The organism is Alteromonas oceanisediminis (genome assembly GCF_018474025.1).
GTDB lineage: Bacteria > Pseudomonadota > Gammaproteobacteria > Enterobacterales > Alteromonadaceae > Alteromonas_E > Alteromonas_E oceanisediminis.
Genome location: NZ_JAHCTA010000001.1, coordinates 411163 through 429234, shown reverse-complemented (window position 1 = coordinate 429234; position 18072 = coordinate 411163). Strand labels below are relative to the sequence as shown.

Sequence of the window (18072 nt, the reverse complement as noted above, 5' to 3'; positions counted from 1 at the left end):
AGCAACCTCTACTTCTTGTCAAAGCGAAAAATTTGATACTCATCGTTTTCAAAAGGAGATGCCAGCAAATGCATCTCGCCCTTCGTAACATCCATTATAACGGTCGCTAGCGTGGCGGACGAAGAGCCCCCCGGACCATCAATCGGATCACGACAAACAGCATATGGCGCACAGTATTTGTCGGCAAATGCCTCTTTAAAATCGTCAATGCAAATGTCACCTTTACGAGATTCGAGCAAACGACGCACTCTTATATCTCTATAGAGGGTATCTGGCGTCACCTCAATGGCTTTATCAATCTCGTTAACTTGCGCTGCAGGTGAAAGAAAGTGGTTAGAGTGCACTAATAGGCCGTCTTCCGGTCGCATGGTATAAATTCGACGAGGCGTTGTTTCAAAATCGATTGCCTCACCTTTTCCATCAGAAATCATGACGTTGATTGAAAATGAGCGATTGGAGGTGATGACGGCATTCATCGCATCGTAAAAGTTTGACGACATTAGAATTTGTCTGCGAATAAATGGTGCGGGTATTCCATCGACCCCAAAATCATTATCAGTTTTAAGAAAGTTTCCAGTGACGGCTATGCCATCAGAATTCATACCACATCTTGCAAGGGTCCCTGCTTCTACTAAGGTGATGAGGTCTGGCCCGTAAGCTTGTTCTATTTGTAAAACCAGCGTAAAGGCCGCACACTCAGCAATCCAATCCCAGTTTTGCCCGTGAATGACTGTACCTGTTTGAGTATTTTGCGCCAGCGCGATAGCGCCAGTGCAGCCTTCTCCGCTAATTTCTTGCCCCTCACTTGAACTAATTTGCTTGTCGCTTGCGCCATATAACAACTCAGTACGTGCATTTAACGCAACAATTTCGCCAATTTTCGCCCCGCTTCCCTCAGAAATACCTTTCAGTTCTTCGAGCATATCAGGGTTGTATGCTTCTACTTTCTTCGCGAACTTCTCACCAAGCTCTATCACCGTGCTCCAATTAAGTCCTTGCTTCAGAAAGCTAGGGCGGTAAGTTTCAATGGCGAGTTTAATTTCAGGGCTTGCTTGCTGTCCGTAACTGATTCCTCGTTCGAACGGTGAACCGCTTATTCGGATATGTTTAAACAGTTTTGACATGGGCTACCCTTTTAAAGACTTAAGAGTGTTTGCGAAAAATCGCTTTACATCATCGAGCACGGCCCACCCGTCATGAGCGATGCCCGGCACCAAACAAAATTCGCAGTGAATAGAGTGCTTTTCAAAAGATGCTTTCAGCGCGTTTAACCTTTCGATTCTAGTAGCGCCAGCATCATTTGCGCCCGTCATCCACCAAGAAGAATCTTCAGGTATCGTAATCTCCCAAGTTTGTTTATCTTGGTCTCCTACCACCATCTGGACCTTGACCTGTTTGAGTTGTTCCCAATCAATCGATATACCAAATTGTGCTTCGATATCTTTTACACCTGTCCACCAATTAAGAGAAGTATCAAGCAGGGTGACTACGCCAGGCGCTCCTATCGAAATAGCATGCAAGCGATGAGGATGTAAATAGAAAAAACGGTGCGTAAAATGCCCGCCGCCAGAAAATCCATGTAGAAAAAACTTTTCAGACGCTAATCGATACTTTGCATTGACCTCATTCACCATTTCTAAAAGTAAGTTATCAAAACGAAAATCACCTTGCTTTATTAATTTATAATTATCCAGTTCCCCTGGGCCACAAAGCCCTACTGGGAACAGAGGCGCTAATACGATACAATCGTAGCTATTCGCAAAATCAACGAAAGAATCTCGATATTTAGACGCACCTCTTTCAGTGCCGTGTATTAAAACTATCAGTTCATAGCGCTTATCGCTTTCCTCTTCGTACGTCTCTGGTACGAACAAACAATAGCTAACTCGCTTGTCATGCTGTAGCGCGAAAAAAGGAGTTGTTCCCCAATCGTAGTAACTTAATTTTTTTCCGTGGCCTTCACGCTTCATTCTTTTCTCCAATACTTCACAATTAAAATATACCTTCTGCCCAAGCGCTAACGGTAGGCTTTCTTGATATCCAAGGGGAGGCTGACTCAAGTTGTATAGCGAGTTGCAACAAGGTTACTTCATCGCCAAATCTGCCAATGAATTGGCTGCCTATTGGTAAGCCAGAAGAGGACATGCCCAGTGGAACAGTCATTGCCGGATGGCCAATAATGTTCGCGATAGGCGTAAAAGGGATGAAATCAAAAAATCTTTTCAAATAGCGGTCTGGGTCAGGATCATCCGTATAAATAAAGCCATTTTTAACTGAGGGTGAAGCAAGCGTGGGGGTTAACAGCACATCATACATTTGCCAAAAACTCGCTAATTCTCTAGATAATTGCGTAAATGACTCTAAGACCCCTAGAAATTCAACCGCACCTAAAGACTTACCTCGCATTGCCAATTCAAAGGTCGAATTTTCAATAAGGTCTTTATTGATAGGGCGTTTAAAATGAGATGCCAAATCATCGATACCATAGGCAAGATGTATCTGAAGAAGTTTTGTAAGATTAAGACGCATTGCTTCGCCGTCAAATTTGGGACTACATTCTTCGACATTGTGGCCAAGTTCCTCACATAGTTTCGCTGTTTCATGGATTGCGCTAATACATTCTGGGTCTATATTTGCCTCATAAGGCGGTTGAGCAGAAAACGCGATTCTTAGGGGCTTTGGCGGCCTTGATGTTGCATTTAAATAACTTTCTTCTTGAGGAGGCGCGCAATAAAAGTCACCGGGTTGATACCCGGCTGTAATATCTAATAAATGAGCACTGTCCCTGACGCTTCTTGTAACTGCATGCTCTATGACCAAACCGTTCCAGTACTCACCACCGTCTGGTGCGGTAGAGACTCGTCCGCGGGTCGGTTTCAAGCCAAAAAGGCCGCAACAGGACGCTGGTATACGAATAGAACCTGCACCATCGTTTGCGTATGCGACTGGTACTATCCCAGCAGCTACTGCAGAGGAGGAGCCTCCGCTTGAACCGCCAGAGTTATAGTCAACATTCCACGGGTTTTTGCATGGGCCGTATAACTTGGCATCAGTTGTCACTGAAGCCCCAAGCTCGGGCAGATTTGCTTTACCAACCACCATCATACCAGCTTGCAAATATTTTTCGACTAGGTGAGTGTGATAACTACGAGTGAACCCTTGCCCTAACATACTACTGTGATCATTTGGCATATTTGCATAAGATAAGTACTCATCCTTGAGTACTATCGGCACACCCGAGAAACTTTCAGGAACGTTACTTTGATTGTCGCACTGTGAAACAATCTGCGATGCCTGCTCTTTCATCGGCCTTACCACGGCATTTAATTTTGGATTGAGTTTATCTATGAGGTAAAAAGTGGTTTCGCAAACGTCTTGATAACTAATCTCTTTATTCTTAATAAGCTGTGCTATGCCCAAACCATCAAAATTGGGTAAGTCAGATACAACCGCCATTTATCGACTCCTCGTTACTTTATATTTTTATATTGTATTATTTTTGTATATAATGCAATTTAATTTTTAAAGGTTTAACTTGATGTACATTCCACACTATTTTAAAAATACTAATGAACATGATGCGCTTGATTTTATTGCTCGACATCCATTTGCTGTTTTAATTAGTGCAAATAAGCAAATACATGCGACACATATTCCTTTAGTGCTTTACAAGACCGAGTCGGCATTCAAACTTTTAGGACATTTTGCAAAGCGAAATCCGCAGGCCAAAGAAGACGGAATTTCAGTAAAAGCTATCTTTTCCGGACCGGACCACTATGTGAGCGCAAGCAGTTACGAAGGTGACGACGATGTCCCAACATGGAACTATCAAGCCTGCCATGTCGATGGGACAATGACATTTGTAGATGACCTAGATGAGACTAAAGCTGTCTTAGACAAAACCATTGAAAAATTTGAATCAAAACAGCCGCGACGGTGGTCATTCAAAGATGTTTGCGAATCAAATTTACATGCGTTTCTGAAACAGATCACAGCATTTACTATCGAGATCCATTCAATCCACTTTGCAGAAAAGCTAAGCCAGGACAAAAGTTTAGAAGATTTAAAAAGTGTAATTAGTGCGATCGAACGCCTTGAAAAACACGAGAACAAATCAATGGCAAAAGTTTTGAAAACGCAATTGAGCAAACGCGCTCGTGGCAAAACCCGTCAATGAGTCAAGGAGTACTGATTTATTGCGCCATTACGATTTACATTCTTATTTGTTATTATATCCTTCAAAAATTCAAATCATATAATGTGTGAATATGGAATCTATTGAGTCACTAAACTCGCTGCAGGTCGAACTTACTCGAAAAACAATTGAATTTTTAAAATTGGATAATGTAAAAAATGGGGATCATATTACAGAGTCTTTATTGATTGATTATCTTAACGTGAGTCGAACACCCGTTAGGGCAGTACTTGGGTTTCTTGCAAAAGCCGGCGTTTTCACTTATGTTCAGAATAAGGGCTATTATTTTAATTTTGACAAATCGAAACTTGACAGCGTTGTTCAAAAACTTCCAGCCAGTGAAGAAGATAAACTATATTTCAACATAATAAGAGATTGCGGTAAGAATTTATTGCCAACCTCAGTCAATGAAACCGAACTAGTTAATCGATACGAAATAAAGCGCAGTGTACTTACCAAAACACTAAATCGGTTGAAGCAAGACGGTATCATTCACAGGGAGTCGGGGCACGGCTGGAAAATTCTTGTGAGTCCAGCGTCTGCGACGCTTAAGAGAGATTCCTACAATTTTAGACTTGCGCTTGAGCCAGCGTCATTATTAGTCGATACATTTGAAGTTGACCAAATACTACTCTCAAGAATTAAAGCGGAGCACAAATTGACCATTGATAATTCGCAGAGGAACATTGACTCAAAGCGAAGAACCTCTGTAGAAACGATGCTTAAAGTTTTTGATATGAATAGGCGATTTCACGAGCTACTTGCTGAGTTTTCTAACAATCAATTCTATATTGAATCCGTAAAGCATCAAAACCGAATTCGCCAAGTATTAGAATTTGATTACATGCAAACACATGACCACATCAGAATTATTCAATCATGTGAAGAACATCTGACAATCATTGATGCATTATCTAAGAACGACAGAGAGTGGGCATCTACACTTCTTAAACGGCATCTATCTATCGCTAAAGACCTCACTTAATAGTTGGCTTCAACACTTAACTTAACTTAACGAGCAATATAAGAATATCGACTAGTAAGTCTCCTTACTATCATTATAGGCTTGCATGGGTTAAGGCAATGACTTCGCCTATTCACTATTGCAGTTCCTTATACGTCACCTGCCGTAATTTTATAACTAAATTGACCTATCCCCGAGATTAGTACCAATTCACGGAAGAGATTTTTTATATTATGTTGCCTGTTTTGCAAACTCAACTGGCGACATAAAATTAAGCGAACTATGGGGTCGAATATTGTTGTAGTGTTCTCGCCATAGCTCTATTTCGTAACGCGCTTCGTCCAAGGTCCTGAACCAATGCTGGTTTAGGCATTCATTTCTAAATTTGCCATTTAAACTTTCAATAAATGCGTTTTGTGTTGGTTTGCCCGGCTGAATAAAACTCTGTTTTACGTCGCTTTGTTTACTCCAAAAGAACATAGCTTTACTGGTATATTCGGTGCCGTTGTCGCAAACAACTGAGTTAGGCTTGCCACGCTGCTCAATCATTTGGTCGAGAAAACGCGCTACCATCGTGCCATTAATCGAAACGGCGGTTAATTTGAATTAGTTTTAAGTCTGATTCAGTTAAGTTGACTGTTACGCTTCACCAGCACCCACAACTAAAAATCTTTCAAAGCGGTCACTCGGTAGTGACCTTTGATGACAGTGCTAAACACGGTAGAAAACGATCTACCCATACTGTCATCCCCGCAAAGAATGTAGTGGATACAACCTCTGCGGGGGATGCCTTTAACGGGGTATATCTTGGTGCGCGGCTCGAGGGGCGGACGATTGCCGATTCGGTACAGCTTGCTTCAGCCGCCGCCTCTATCGTTATTCAACATCCTGGCGCGATCATTCCGGTCGATGTCTTTACACAGGCTTTACATCAAAATTTATGAGAGATACTAAGATAATGCAATTTTCTGCGCTAATGTCTGGGCAAATTACCTAGCGCAAACTGAATAGCACTCCTAAGCTCGCCACATAACACAAGGCGAGTATCCACGATTCCAACCCCATGCCGGCCACTTTGCGTTTTGCACGCATCAATAGTGCGATGCAGTAGATAGCGGTTATGGCTATTCCAGCGCACATACAATTGAGAAACTGATTAAATAGCTACGCGACTTGTCATCAAATTTATTCTCGCGCCTATCGTCAGAACTTCGCTGTTCGTCAGGCAAGTCGACCGCGCTCCAGGTATCACGGCCTTGCATGGTTTTTAGAAGATACATTGCGATTAAATAGAGCACACCGACCACTAAGCTGCCCAATCCGATGCGTTGTGCGCCAAACATTGAAACACTCAGCCAATCTGAAAACAGGCTGGCAATTAACACAGCCGCCATCGGCACGATACAAAGAAGGCCTGCAACAGCAACATTAGGCTTGTGTGGTTTTGCGCATAAGGTGCCATCTTTTACGCACCAGTCAGCAGCACTCAGCACCGCGAGTTGCATCAACATGCCACCGAACATGTTATTGAGCGCTAGCGTTCCATTGCCACTGGATGAGGCTGTGATCGTGGTAACGAATTCAGGTAATTCCGTTGCGGTTGCCAGTAAAATTAAGCCTAAGAACGCTCGCGCAATCTGGGTTTGCTCTGCAATGGCATCAATCAGGTACGAAAGTCGCGTTCCGGCCAGCCAAACAATACCGGCAAGTGCACAAAAAATGGCTAAATTAACGCCGATTGAGAACCCGTTAAACAATGGTCTTATCCCACAAACCATAGCTGTTGTGGATAGTGCCTTTGGGGAAGCTCAATGCAATCAATGCTGCACCGCATAGCACACTGGAAATAATCGCTGCCACACTGGCATCGTATACAAATGGCGTAACAAACAATGCGGCGCCAAGCGGGATCAGTGCATATCGAACCGTACGGCCTGATTCCGCCAGCGCTGTGATCACCACGGTAATGGCCAACGCTCCGATAAGGTGATCCGCGTTTGCCATCCCCCCATCAGCGCCCAGCGTGACACGCGTAAACATCAACCAGATGCCGATTGGAATGCACACTGCGAGATTCCATGGCAAGGTCACCCCGCCACCGAGCATATCTTTGATGATAGTGCTGGCGGGACGTTCAAAATTATCCTTTTTGTTGTCCCATTGACCTTTATCAGTATCGCCCATAAAAAAGATGCGCAGCAGTGGGCGGCCTTGCTTTTTACGGCGATACAGAAATTCTGAAGTCGCAATAAGTTCGTCCAGCGAATAAGGAATCTGGATGAGCATGGCGGCCGCCGCGATAAGGCACAATGTGCACCACGTACCGAGGAGGATGGGTTGAATGATAATGAAAAATATTGAGACAGCGCCCAAGGGCACTATCATGATACCAAACAGCATGACTAGCCAAGGCATGGTGCGCCAACGTCGGACTGAACCCATTAAGCCAGTTATAATTTCAAGCGCATATGTCATGGCGCCCAAACCGGCATCCGGTACTGGCCACGCTTTAGAAAAAGCTGACGTAATAATTTCTTCTGTGCCGTTTTGCGGATCGCTGGCTGAACCACCGAAAAATGGGTCCCAGACTGCATCGATATGGCCAAGTTGATAGGCACATAGATAGCGCGAAATAAAGAATCCGACGAAAGCCAGAATGATGATTGGCATACGCTGTAACCAACCGGATGGGTTAAACTCCCACCCTGGTGGAACGGTCGGGCCTGTTTCAGCGGCAACGCAGGATACCCCTGGGGTAGGCCTGGAACACACCGCAAAACCGATGACCAACATCCCCACCAGCGTGTCATTCAAATAGGCGGCAGCGGTTGGCGCCCAAAACACTAATGGGGCGGCCAGTAGCCACAAACCCATAGCGCCGGTTGCCCAGCGCGCCCAACTATGTCGCCACGACAACGCGATATAACTGAACAGCAGGACTGCAACACCCGAGCCGATGTTGCTCCATTGCATGGCCTGCGATTCATACCCCATAAGGAAAGGAGCGCATAGCAGCCATAATCCCAAGCCCATATTGATAAAGTGCGCCCACAAAAACTGACGGTGTTGTTGACGAAAGATTTTTTCATGCTTTTTGCGCAGCTCGTGAGGTTGTTCATTCTTTTCTGCGGCGGTTTGTATCCAGTCGGGGCGGGTGATCCCGTTAACCTGATACCAGTGAGAGGGATCCGCTTTTAGGGCGGCAATGATGTCTGCTAGCTTATCGTAGATGGAATATTTTGGTGCCCATGACAGCTCGGCTTTTGCCTTGCTAATATCAAGATGATAGTGCTGAGAAGCCAGATCGATCATGAACGGTCTAATAAAGGGTTTTTCACCGTAATCAATCGCGTCCGGTATAATGGGCTCTGACTTTTCCTGCACCCAAGCTCCGGCTTTTGCAAGCTGTTCTGGCACGGTGAAGGTATCCCACGTCTGCTCGCCGAAAACTAATTGCCCGATACGGTTTTGTAAGGCTCGGTAGCCCATAACGCTTTCTTCACCCGCCAGAATTTCATGTTGTTGTGGGAGCTCGTTGCGCTTGTCTAATGCCTGTGTAAACAAGTCCAGCATGTCGTCCCGGTGGATGAAAGCCTGCCCGGCCATCAGATCGCCCGCGTAAACGTGGCTTTTAAAGTCTTTTTCATAGATACGAGCTATCTGGTAAGACAGCGTGGGTACAGCACTTTCATCATCGTACAGACCCGCTAAACGTATAATACTATAGGGTATGTCTTTGCAGTGCGCTTTGACGGCTTCCTCCGCCTTCGCTTTTGACTCAGGATAAGCCCACTGAGGATCGATAGGCGTCGATTCATCAATCTTGATACCGGGCTCTGCCGCTTGATGCACTAGCATGGTTGAAGCGTAAATAAACCGGTCGACATGAAACGATTGCAAGGCGTCTAGCAGAGCCGCCGTTCCCTGAACATTTAACTGGTCATATAGTGGGTGTGACTTACCGGTAAAATCAAAATAGGCAGCTAAATTAAATACAGCAGCGATCTGTTCTCCGTGTTTTTCGCGTATTTTATGCAATATCAATTCAATAGAAGCCAATGAAGTGAGATCGCATTCGTAGCTATCATCGGCATCCTCACAAGCTTCAACATCTAAACCGATGGTGGTGTAATTGGGGGATAGCGCCTGACAAAGGTTAGCGCCTATGTTACCGGATGCGCCAGTGACAATAACAATGGGGTTGGTTGCTTCTTCACTTCCCGAACTTGACTGACTCGCACTATTATTCATCAGCGTCTCCCTTGAACCGGATGAGTCTATCGCCGCGTTATCTAAAAGCGCAGAAGATGCAGATAATTTGCCAGTCAGGTGATTGCGAGTCTGTATGTATCAACACAAATAAAAACAATGGTTTAGCGCAGTCCATGAATACTCGGACGGTCAAGTCTTGCTCGCTAACTACACATTATTGCGTAAAATTTTCGGCATCGTATTGCGTAGTTACACGGTAGTGAAAATCCGTCAAGGACAGTGAGGTGAGCCATTTTTGATGATCTCACACGCCATATCCGTAAGCTTTGCAGAATACGCATTGCGCTTGCGATGCTCTGGCGACCAACCGGCCAAAAATCGCTCAAAATCAGCGACTGCAAAACAATATAAGCGACGCCATTCAGCTTCTAACGCATTCATTTGATGCGGTGAGAATGGTTTTGTATTCAGTGTGCTGTCAGTCAACGCGGAACGCAATGCTGTAAAGTACTCGTCAATCAGCGCTGGCGCGTGTTGATAAAGCTGGCGGGCATCAAAACAACTTCCCAAAAAATACATGACGTCTTTAACGCCACAGCCGCTCCCCACGTACTGAAAGTCAACGGCGGCGATATCGGCTTCTTCGCGGTGATGAGGTGATTTACTCACAAAACAAAAATTAGCTAATTTTGCGTCGCCGTGTAGTAACGTTTGAAACCGGGCGCCGTTCAACACCGAGTCAATTGCTCGCGCATGCTGCTTAAGTTTGCTGTCTGGCATAGCGCGCCATTCTTCCTGCCGTGTGGCGAAATGCCAATAAGTGCCGACTGGCCACAACCTTTTGGTGGGTGTGCGCATGTATCGTGCGTGAAAGCCAGCGAGCCAATGAATGCCTTTCGACGCTAACTGTTTATCAGCGCTCTGGTGTCTGCCATCAAAACCTGCTGCATCTAAATCCTCCATCACTACCCAACGGCTATCGCCACTCTCCCCGCTGCTGTAATAGCGCGGCGTTCGGCATGTAGCGTCAGTTAGCTGGGAGAAATCACGATAAAAAATTTGTTCATTACTATAAGACGCCAGCTTCCGTTGATGCGACACAGCGCTTTGCCAGCCACGAGGATGTGATGGGGTCTGCGGCGGGGTTACAGACTTCACAATTACTGTGTCGTTGGTGTTTTTAAACGCGTAGCGAGCAATTTCACCGTAACCGCTCCACAACAATTGGATAGTCTGGATCTTTTCCACTGAAGAACCACCCCGCATTGCGGTTAAATGCTGGTGTATTTCATCCGTCAATTTTTATAAGTTCCTTTGCCAGTTGGCGTTATATCTTCTTAAGTATTTGTCTACATAGTCTATGTGTAGCCTGATACCGCATAAATCAACAGCCGAGTGGACAACCGCTTGCGTATTGTCCCCAACCTGCATACTCTTTGCTGAGCAACAGAATAAGGCTTCTAACATGTCCAATACGTCACCGTTCCCGCATTTACTCGCCCCGCTTGATCTAGGATTTACCACACTTAAGAATCGTACACTGATGGGCTCAATGCATCTGGGTCTTGAAGAAGAGAAGGGAGGGTTTGATAAACTGGCGGCGTTTTACGCAGAGCGCGCGCGGGGTGGCGTCGGCCTAATCGTTACTGGCGGCATTAGCCCTAACATTGCAGGCTGGGTTGCCCCGTTTGCGGGGCGAATGAGCAGCAAGCGGCATGCGAAAAAACATCGCGTGATCACCGATGCTGTGCACCAAAACGGCGGCAAAATTTGTATGCAGATTTTGCACTCCGGGCGCTACGGTTATCATCCATTTGCAGTCTCGGCATCGGCGGTCAAAGCACCTATTTCGCCCTTTAAACCCAGAGCATTATCGTCGCGAGGCGTGTGGAGCACTATTAAAGACTACGCTGACTGCGCAGGGTATGCGCAAATGGCGGGCTATGATGGCGTAGAAATTATGGGCTCAGAAGGGTATTTAATTAACCAGTTTTTCTGTGAACGCACTAATCATCGCGAAGACGAATGGGGCGGAAGCCTTGAGAATCGCGCGCGGTTGGCCATAGAAGTGGTTAAGCAAGTGCGAGAGAAAGTGGGTGAACAGTTTATCATTATCTACCGCTTATCCATGCTTGATCTGGTTGAGGGTGGCGCACCGTGGGAAGACGTTGTTTATCTGGCGAAGCAGATTGAAGCGGCGGGGGCAACGCTGATCAATACCGGTATCGGTTGGCATGAAGCGCGTGTACCCACCATTGTTACCTCTGTGCCGCGTGCTGCATTTACCTGGATAACTCAGCGCATGAAATCGGAAGTGTCTATACCGCTGATCACCACTAATCGTATTAATATGCCCGAAGTTGCCGAGTCAGTTTTGGCGCAAGGTCATGCGGATATGGTCTCAATGGCTCGGCCTTTTTTAGCCGATGCTGAGTTTGTTAATAAGGCGATGCGGAACGAATCTGATCTGATTAACACCTGTATTGCGTGCAATCAGGCCTGTCTGGATCATGCGTTTGAACAGAAAAGAGCAAGTTGTTTGGTGAACCCGCAAGCCTGCTATGAGACCGAGCTGATCTTTAAGTCGGTTGCTAGCCCAAAGAAATTGGCGGTCGTCGGCGCCGGTCCGGCAGGCTTAGCATTCTCCACTTACGCCGCGCAGCGTGGGCATGACGTGCATTTATTCGAACAAAGCGGTGAAATCGGTGGGCAATTTAACTACGCCAAGCAAATTCCCGGTAAAGAAGAGTTTTACGAAACGTTGCGATACTACGCTCGCCAGCTTGAAGTAACCGGTGTCACACTGCACTTAAATACACGAGCAGATGCCGACCTGTTGAGAGCGCAAGGCTTTACGGAAGTGATCATGGCCACGGGCATTAAACCTCGCACGCCTTCGATCCCCGGTATTGAGCATCCGAAAGTGATGGGCTATTTAGATGTCTTGCGCGACCATAAACCCGTCGGACAACGCGTCGCTGTGATCGGTGCGGGCGGGATTGGATTTGACGTCTCTGAGTATTTGGTCGAGCAGGCACACTTAACCACAGATGTTGATCAATGGCTGTCGCATTGGGGCGTTGATAAAACGTTTTCTAAACCAGGCGCTCTCACCGAAAAAGCGCCGGTTGAGCCCGCGCGGGAAGTGTTTCTACTGCAACGCAAAACCACTAAAGTGGGTAAGGGCCTGGGTAAAACGTCAGGATGGGTACACCGAGCGTCTCTGGTGAACCACCAAGTGCAGATGATCGCTGGCGTCACCTATGAAAAAATTGATGATGAGGGCTTGCACATTGTCATTGATGATAAGCCAAAAGTGCTCGCAGTCGATCATGTGATTATCTGCGCGGGCCAAGATCCGCTTACCGAGTTGAAAGACGAGTTGTTACAAGTGCAGATGACGGTACATGTGATCGGTGGCGCTGATGTGGCCGCTGAGTTGGATGCAAAGCGCGCGATTAGGCAGGGGGCCGAGCTGGCCGCTGAAATCTAATGCCGGTGTGGCTACCTTCCATTATTGATGTCGAGGCCAGCGGTTTCGGCGCGAACAGTTATCCGATTGAAATCGGTGTTGTTCGTTCCGATGGCGCTCGATATTGCAAACTGATCAAACCGTTATCGGATTGGCTGCATTGGGACAAAGAGGCCGAAGCACTGCATGGCATCCGTCGGGAAGTGTTGCTCACGCACGGATTAGATGCCGTTGAAGTCTGCCACGAACTGAATCAATTTTTGCACAACGAACAACTTTATAGCGACGCCTAGGTGGTCGATTCCCCTTGGTTAACACGCTTGTTTGCGCACTCAGGATGCGCAATGCGTTTTCGGATCAGCCCGCTGGAGGCCATTCTCAAAGAAGCACAGTTAATGATGTGGGACGATACCAAACAAGCGGTCGCCCAGCAGCATGGCGGGGCTCGCCATCGCGCCAGTGTCGATGCGATGATTATCCAGCAAACGTATGCAAAAGTGATGGAGCGCTCGGCATAAGGCGTTTAATTAGCCGAATGCCGGTTAAATAATGCCAAGCTCAATACTTTTAAGTACCGCACGAGTGCGGTCTCTCACGCCCAGCTTGTTCAAAATGCTTGAGACCTGATTTTTGATGGTGCCCTCTGATTTGAACATCGCCTCTGCCATTTCGCGATTACTGCAACCGGCCGCCATTAAGCGCAGAAGTTCCTGTTCCTTAGGACTGAGTGGCTCCGGTAATAGAGACGCGTCAAAGGTATTCTTCTTGCTCGCTAGCCCCGTTAAAAGCCTTTCCGTGATCGCCGGTTGAATGAGTCTTCCTCCATTGGCAACCGTGGTAATTGCCTCGGTTAAGGTTTCCAGCGACACGTCCTTTAACAGATATCCATTTGCGCCACTTTGAATGGCTTCGAGTACCAGCGAGTGCTCGTCAAACGTGGTTAGCATCAGTACCGGTATGTCGATGCCCTGCGCGCGCAATTCTTGCAGCGCTGAGATGCCGTCTTTCCGCGGCATTCGAATATCCAGTAATACAACATCGAATTGCGCAGCCCGTTCACGCAGTATGTCGAGCGCGTGTTCGCCATCGCTACACTCTTCAATCGAGTGGATTGTTGGCGACAGACTGAGCAGACTTTTTATACCGCTCCGCACCAACATTTGGTCATCAACGAGTAAGATGCGATACATCATAATGTGCCAGATGACGCTGTTAGCGGCAGCTCTATCAGGGTTGTGAATCCGTGCAGTGTTTTGCGTGCATCGATGTGACCTTTTTGAGCATAAACTCTCTCTCGCATCCCCGTGATCCCGTTTCCAGCCTGAAAATGCTCAGTCGTGTGCACCCCATTGTCATGCAAGGTGAGTCGCAGGCAGTCAGCAGAATCAGTGTCTAGTGCAACGGTAAGTTTGCTTGCATTGCTGTGCTTCAAGGTATTCGTAATCGTTTCTTGTACACAACGTAAAATGGTCTCTGCGGTGCTGACGTGCTGAATTTCCAGATTATCATCAATAGTGAGGTCAACCTTCAGTTGCGGCGTTGCTGCAGCAATTGCCTTTAAAGCGTGTTCAACATCAATGCTGGATTTTTCTCGGATTTCGGAAACCGCCTCTCGCACATCACTGAGGAGCAGCTTTGCCAATTGATGGCACTCGTCAATCTGTGTTTTGGCATCACCGTCAGAAATTCGGCTTGCCACTTGCAGTTTTATGGCCAGCGCGGTGAGGTGATGCCCCAGCAAATCATGGATGTCACGAGCGATGCGTATGCGTTCAGACTGTTGAGTCGCTGCGGTAAGCAGCGACTGGGTTGCCACTAATTCTTGATGAGCCTCGCTCAATGATTCTTTGGCTTCTCGTTCTTTCAGCGTGGTATTAATCATCACGAGTGCAAACACATTGAATGTCCAAAATAGGGCAGCACTGAGCCATGCGCCTTGCATTTGCCAGTGAAACGTAAAGATAAGTGCCATGGGCAGGGCAAAGAATGGCGAGAGAAACAAGGCAACACGAAATGGCAGAATAAACGGCAGTAATGTGCAAGTCAGCACTGCCAGTATCGCACTGAACGTAAACGGAACCAGCCAATAGATACCCAGAATAACCAAGACCTGCAGCAGGATTAATCCAATTCTGGTCGGGTTGTCACGCGAGAACGCTAATTTTCGGCTGGCGGCAAGCCAAAGCACGATGTAAGTCACATATAAGAACGCGACAAGCGCAACGATTGCCGATGAAAAACGGTCATTTTGCAGCATTAGCACCAGCGCACTGACCGTCACGAATAGCCACGTCATCACTGCAGTGAGTGACTCAACATCAAAAGGAAGTCGCAATTTCACTGACCAAAATCCTTACCAATGACAGTTACCTTAAAAGCCGACACAAATTGAACATGAACGCTCGGCAGCATAAAAAGCGGTGGTTCTAAACACGCTCTAGTATGCCTTTGTCGCAGAAGCTCGCCAATAGGTAAAAAGTCACATTTCAAACTGATGACTTTCGGCACTCATCAGCACGCCCATGGGCGGTTATGCTGCTGCTCATTCATTGGATATTCACCCACAAGCGGTGACAGGAGCTCTATCATGGCAACATTCCACTCTTTACTATTTGCGCTGCATATTGTTGTGGGAAGTGCAGCATTAGTCTTATTCTGGATCCCTATGCTGAGTAAGAAAGGTCAGCTTAATCATGTAACTTTCGGTCACTACTATAAAAATACGATGTACGCTGTTGCTGGGACTGGTGCGATGATGGCAATCATTGTATTGCTTATGCCCTACGCGATACATGGTCAGGCAATTATGGCATCGCCTGACCCTGCCGCCGCGCTTGAATATACTCAGACCATGTATGGCTTTCTGTTGTATCTCAGCCTGGTTAGCTACACCTCAACCCGGCACGGTGCCGCGGTGTTGGTCGCTCGAAACAATCGCGCGCTTTTACGTCGGTTTCAGTACCAGGCGCCTTTATGGCTTCTGCTGGCCGGTGGCGTAATATGTCTGTTTCATGGTGCAATCACTGGCGGTATGTTGCATATTGTCTTTGGCTTACTGGGCGTTTCCATCGCACTGAGCATGTTGCGCTATGTGCTGCGAAAATCGATCAAGCAAAATCAGTGGATTATTGAGCACATCGGCGCCATGATTGGCTCAGCTATCGGTGCATACACCGCATTCATTGCCTTTGGTGGCAGAACCGTATTCAGTGAGCTGGGCGCATGGCAGATTGCTTTCTGGATTGCGCCGGGTGTTGCCGGTGGGATCGCGACCAGCATAATTTCATCGAGGTATGCAAAAAAACTTGGGTTGCATCAGTCATAAATCACCTCACTAACCTGTGTGGTAGTACAGGTGTTCGGTTAGGCAAAGTAGGCTAGACTAAAGCCTGATGATGTAAGCTAGACGAACGTCACGGACTGTCAGTGCGGTTGATCTCAGCTGATTCTTGCAGGCTTTAATGACTCTACTTCAAAGGTGCATCGAATGAAAACCGCCTATCTCGTTGGTAAATTTCCTCAGGTTGAGCATCTGCCGCCGGAGAAACAGCGCGCCGCAATTGCGTTAGCGCGCAATTATGGGTTTTCAAAACTCACCTTTCATCAATACCTTTTGCGTTACGTGGCCTTGCCTGTCGGGGCGGGACTATGCATTGCAATGCTGCCTTGGCTGTTCATGCCATTTAATGGCTGGGTTTGTTTAGGGGTAACCCTGTTTGCGGGGGTAGCGGCCTATTGGTTCGAGCGGTATTTGCACCGAGAAATGATTAAAACGGGGTTAGACATGTACTGTACTAACCGCGTTCGTTTGGTCGCGCTGATGGAAAAAGATTACCGACGCCCGTGGCGTCGGCGTTAGCGATTAAGCTCCTGCCGCAGCTTTAAGTGCTTCGGCGCGGTCGGTTTTTTCCCATGGAAACTCTTCACGACCGAAATGACCGTACGCAGCCGTTGGCTGGTAAATCGGGCGCTCCAAATCAAGCATTTTGATCAGACCGTAAGGGCGCAAGTCGAAATGCTCTCTGACCAAGGCGGTTAATGCTGAGTCTGAGATGACTCCCGTGCCAAAAGTTTCAATACGGATAGATGTGGGGTGCGCGACACCAATCGCGTAAGACACCTGAATTTCGCAGCGTTTTGCCAAACCTGCTGCGACTATATTTTTTGCCACATAGCGACCCGCGTAAGCGGCGGAGCGATCGACCTTACTGGGATCTTTGCCCGAGAATGCTCCTCCACCGTGGCGCGCCATACCGCCATAGGTATCTACAATGATTTTACGACCGGTTAAACCGCAATCGCCCATCGGACCGCCGATCACGAAGCGTCCGGTCGGGTTGATATGAAACTGCGTGTCTTTCGTCAACCACTCAGCAGGCAGTACCGGTTTGATGATGGTTTCCATCACCGCTTCGCGCAGTGCTTCGGTGCTCACTGAATCACAATGCTGTGTGGATAAAACCACGGCATCAATGCCTACCGGGCGATCATTTTCATACACAAAGGTCACTTGTGACTTTGCATCAGGTCTAAGCCATTCCAATGCACCAGAGCGACGTACTTCTGCCTGCTTCTGCACTAGCCTATGTGAATAGGTGATAGGCGCCGGCATTAACACGTCTGTTTCATCCGTCGCATAGCCAAACATCAACCCTTGGTCGCCAGCGCCCTGTTCTTCGGGGTGTTCACGGTCGACGCCTTGATTGATATCCGGTGACTGTTTGCCGATGGCATTGAGCACAGCACAACTATCGGCATCAAAGCCCATGTCTGAGTGGGTGTAGCCAATGTTCCTGACGGTAGAGCGGGTGAGTTCTTCAATATCAACCCACGCGCTGGTGGTCACTTCACCACCGACCAGCACCATGCCGGTTTTCACGAAGGTTTCGCACGCGACGCGCGCGTGTGGGTCTTGTGTTAAGATCGCGTCCAATACCGCATCAGATATCTGGTCAGCAATTTTATCTGGATGGCCTTCAGAAACCGACTCAGACGTAAAAAGTTGTTTTGCCATAGGGCGACTCCATTGGTGTACGGTTTTATCACCGCGTACTGCCTTTATCGTTAGTCTACCGCGAATACTTTAAATTACCAGTCTTTACATCTAGACGTCTAAAAGTCTATTTGTTAACTTTGCTTGACACTTAAACCGGAAATACATGTAAAACCCGTTGAACTGACGCGGGCTCTGAGTGAGAATACCCGTCCTCGCAGCGTGTTGATTTAAGC

Annotated in this window: 16 protein-coding genes and 2 pseudogenes; 8 read left to right on the top strand and 10 right to left on the bottom strand. The window is 47.3% G+C overall.

The genetic code is table 11. The annotated features are described in order from the left end of the window. Window positions 1-8: 8 nt before the first annotated feature. The 3 genes from KIU71_RS01985 to KIU71_RS01975 are packed head-to-tail and all read right to left on the bottom strand — an operon-like array spanning window position 9 to window position 3456. Window positions 9-1124: a C45 family autoproteolytic acyltransferase/hydolase gene (locus tag KIU71_RS01985; protein WP_214129480.1), complete on the bottom strand. Its 1116-nt coding sequence runs from the start codon at window positions 1122-1124 to the stop codon at window positions 9-11. A gap of 3 nt (window positions 1125-1127) precedes the next feature. Further along, the gene (locus tag KIU71_RS01980) at window positions 1128-1970 is read right to left on the bottom strand and encodes a hypothetical protein (protein ID WP_214129479.1); all 843 of its coding nucleotides are present in this window, start codon (window positions 1968-1970) and stop codon (window positions 1128-1130) included. Between the two features lie 22 nt (window positions 1971-1992). After that, entirely contained in the window at window positions 1993-3456 is a 1464-nt protein-coding gene (locus KIU71_RS01975) for an amidase (RefSeq protein WP_214129478.1), read from the bottom strand. A gap of 82 nt (window positions 3457-3538) precedes the next feature. On the opposite strand from KIU71_RS01975, the gene KIU71_RS01970 reads away from it, so the two are divergent. Both KIU71_RS01970 and KIU71_RS01965 read left to right on the top strand, forming a co-directional pair. Then, on the top strand, window positions 3539-4177 hold the full coding sequence (locus tag KIU71_RS01970; RefSeq protein ID WP_214129477.1) for an FMN-binding negative transcriptional regulator: 639 nt from the start codon (window positions 3539-3541) through the stop codon (window positions 4175-4177). A gap of 91 nt (window positions 4178-4268) precedes the next feature. Further along, window positions 4269-5180, top strand: a complete 912-nt coding sequence (locus KIU71_RS01965; protein WP_214129476.1) for a GntR family transcriptional regulator — start codon at window positions 4269-4271, stop codon at window positions 5178-5180. 210 nt (window positions 5181-5390) lie between these two features. Here KIU71_RS01965 and KIU71_RS01960 read toward each other — a convergent pair. Further along, window positions 5391-5762, bottom strand: a pseudogene (locus tag KIU71_RS01960) (integrase core domain-containing protein); the annotation flags it as partial. A 110-nt stretch (window positions 5763-5872) separates the two neighbouring features. Here KIU71_RS01960 and KIU71_RS17750 point away from each other — a divergent pair. Then, window positions 5873-6103 (top strand): annotated as a pseudogene (locus tag KIU71_RS17750) (PfkB family carbohydrate kinase); the annotation flags it as partial. A 180-nt stretch (window positions 6104-6283) separates the two neighbouring features. On the opposite strand, the gene KIU71_RS01950 reads toward KIU71_RS17750, so the two are convergent. From KIU71_RS01950 to KIU71_RS01940, 3 genes are all read right to left on the bottom strand, one after another. After that, the gene (locus KIU71_RS01950) at window positions 6284-6916 is read right to left on the bottom strand and encodes a hypothetical protein (RefSeq protein WP_214129475.1); all 633 of its coding nucleotides are present in this window, start codon (window positions 6914-6916) and stop codon (window positions 6284-6286) included. Then, complete coding sequence (locus tag KIU71_RS01945; RefSeq protein ID WP_214129474.1) at window positions 6909-9410, bottom strand: vitamin K epoxide reductase family protein; 2502 nt, start codon at window positions 9408-9410, stop codon at window positions 6909-6911. Before KIU71_RS01945 ends, KIU71_RS01950 begins: the two co-directional genes overlap by 8 nt. Before the next feature lie 231 nt (window positions 9411-9641). Further along, entirely contained in the window at window positions 9642-10670 is a 1029-nt protein-coding gene (locus KIU71_RS01940; RefSeq protein WP_250207180.1) for an ecdysteroid 22-kinase family protein, read from the bottom strand. Window positions 10671-10836: 166 nt separating this feature from the next. Here KIU71_RS01940 and KIU71_RS01935 point away from each other — a divergent pair, with 166 nt between their 5' ends. Genes KIU71_RS01935 through KIU71_RS17990 form a run of 3 tightly spaced genes read left to right on the top strand, consistent with a single transcriptional unit; the run spans window position 10837 to window position 13361 of the window. Then, window positions 10837-12864: an NADPH-dependent 2,4-dienoyl-CoA reductase gene (locus tag KIU71_RS01935; protein ID WP_214129473.1), complete on the top strand. Its 2028-nt coding sequence runs from the start codon at window positions 10837-10839 to the stop codon at window positions 12862-12864. Then, window positions 12864-13136, top strand: coding sequence for a hypothetical protein (locus KIU71_RS17995; RefSeq protein WP_315853224.1), 273 nt, complete (start codon window positions 12864-12866; stop codon window positions 13134-13136). The genes KIU71_RS01935 and KIU71_RS17995 overlap by 1 nt, the downstream gene beginning before the upstream one ends. A 51-nt stretch (window positions 13137-13187) precedes the next feature. Beyond that, a complete protein-coding gene (locus KIU71_RS17990) occupies window positions 13188-13361 on the top strand; it encodes a hypothetical protein (protein WP_315853223.1) in 174 nt (57 codons plus the stop codon). Window positions 13362-13385: 24 nt separating this feature from the next. On the opposite strand, the gene KIU71_RS01925 is transcribed toward KIU71_RS17990, so the two are convergent. Together KIU71_RS01925 and KIU71_RS01920 are read right to left on the bottom strand one after the other, a co-directional pair. After that, window positions 13386-14033 (bottom strand): response regulator transcription factor, encoded by a 648-nt coding sequence (locus KIU71_RS01925; RefSeq protein ID WP_214129713.1) that lies wholly within the window; start codon window positions 14031-14033, stop codon window positions 13386-13388. Continuing rightward, window positions 14033-15184, bottom strand: a complete 1152-nt coding sequence (locus tag KIU71_RS01920) for a sensor histidine kinase (RefSeq protein WP_214129472.1) — start codon at window positions 15182-15184, stop codon at window positions 14033-14035. Before KIU71_RS01920 ends, KIU71_RS01925 begins: the two co-directional genes overlap by 1 nt. Before the next feature lie 246 nt (window positions 15185-15430). On the opposite strand from KIU71_RS01920, the gene KIU71_RS01915 reads away from it, so the two are divergent. Both KIU71_RS01915 and KIU71_RS01910 read left to right on the top strand, forming a co-directional pair. Next, the gene (locus KIU71_RS01915; protein WP_214129471.1) at window positions 15431-16168 is read left to right on the top strand and encodes a hypothetical protein; all 738 of its coding nucleotides are present in this window, start codon (window positions 15431-15433) and stop codon (window positions 16166-16168) included. Between the two features lie 162 nt (window positions 16169-16330). Next, complete coding sequence (locus KIU71_RS01910; RefSeq protein WP_214129470.1) at window positions 16331-16702, top strand: hypothetical protein; 372 nt, start codon at window positions 16331-16333, stop codon at window positions 16700-16702. 3 nt (window positions 16703-16705) lie between these two features. Here KIU71_RS01910 and metK read toward each other — a convergent pair whose 3' ends face one another. Next, window positions 16706-17857 (bottom strand): methionine adenosyltransferase, encoded by a 1152-nt coding sequence (metK, locus tag KIU71_RS01905; RefSeq protein ID WP_214129469.1) that lies wholly within the window; start codon window positions 17855-17857, stop codon window positions 16706-16708. Between the last annotated feature and the right edge of the window lie 215 nt (window positions 17858-18072).

Bases quoted from the DNA above. Each gene is read 5' to 3' on its own strand.
- KIU71_RS01970 (WP_214129477.1), top strand. From the start codon at position 3,539: ATGTACATTCCACACTATTTTAAAAATACTAATGAACATGATGCGCTT.
- KIU71_RS01910 (WP_214129470.1), top strand. From the start codon at position 16,331: ATGAAAACCGCCTATCTCGTTGGTAAATTTCCTCAGGTTGAGCATCTG.
- KIU71_RS17990 (WP_315853223.1), top strand. From the start codon at position 13,188: ATGCGTTTTCGGATCAGCCCGCTGGAGGCCATTCTCAAAGAAGCACAG.
- KIU71_RS01935 (WP_214129473.1), top strand. From the start codon at position 10,837: ATGTCCAATACGTCACCGTTCCCGCATTTACTCGCCCCGCTTGATCTA.
- metK (WP_214129469.1), bottom strand. From the start codon at position 17,857: ATGGCAAAACAACTTTTTACGTCTGAGTCGGTTTCTGAAGGCCATCCA.
- KIU71_RS01975 (WP_214129478.1), bottom strand. From the start codon at position 3,456: ATGGCGGTTGTATCTGACTTACCCAATTTTGATGGTTTGGGCATAGCA.
- KIU71_RS01985 (WP_214129480.1), bottom strand. From the start codon at position 1,124: ATGTCAAAACTGTTTAAACATATCCGAATAAGCGGTTCACCGTTCGAA.
- KIU71_RS01945 (WP_214129474.1), bottom strand. From the start codon at position 9,410: ATGAATAATAGTGCGAGTCAGTCAAGTTCGGGAAGTGAAGAAGCAACC.
- KIU71_RS01925 (WP_214129713.1), bottom strand. From the start codon at position 14,033: ATGTATCGCATCTTACTCGTTGATGACCAAATGTTGGTGCGGAGCGGT.
- KIU71_RS17995 (WP_315853224.1), top strand. From the start codon at position 12,864: ATGCCGGTGTGGCTACCTTCCATTATTGATGTCGAGGCCAGCGGTTTC.
- KIU71_RS01965 (WP_214129476.1), top strand. From the start codon at position 4,269: ATGGAATCTATTGAGTCACTAAACTCGCTGCAGGTCGAACTTACTCGA.
- KIU71_RS01915 (WP_214129471.1), top strand. From the start codon at position 15,431: ATGGCAACATTCCACTCTTTACTATTTGCGCTGCATATTGTTGTGGGA.
- KIU71_RS01980 (WP_214129479.1), bottom strand. From the start codon at position 1,970: ATGAAGCGTGAAGGCCACGGAAAAAAATTAAGTTACTACGATTGGGGA.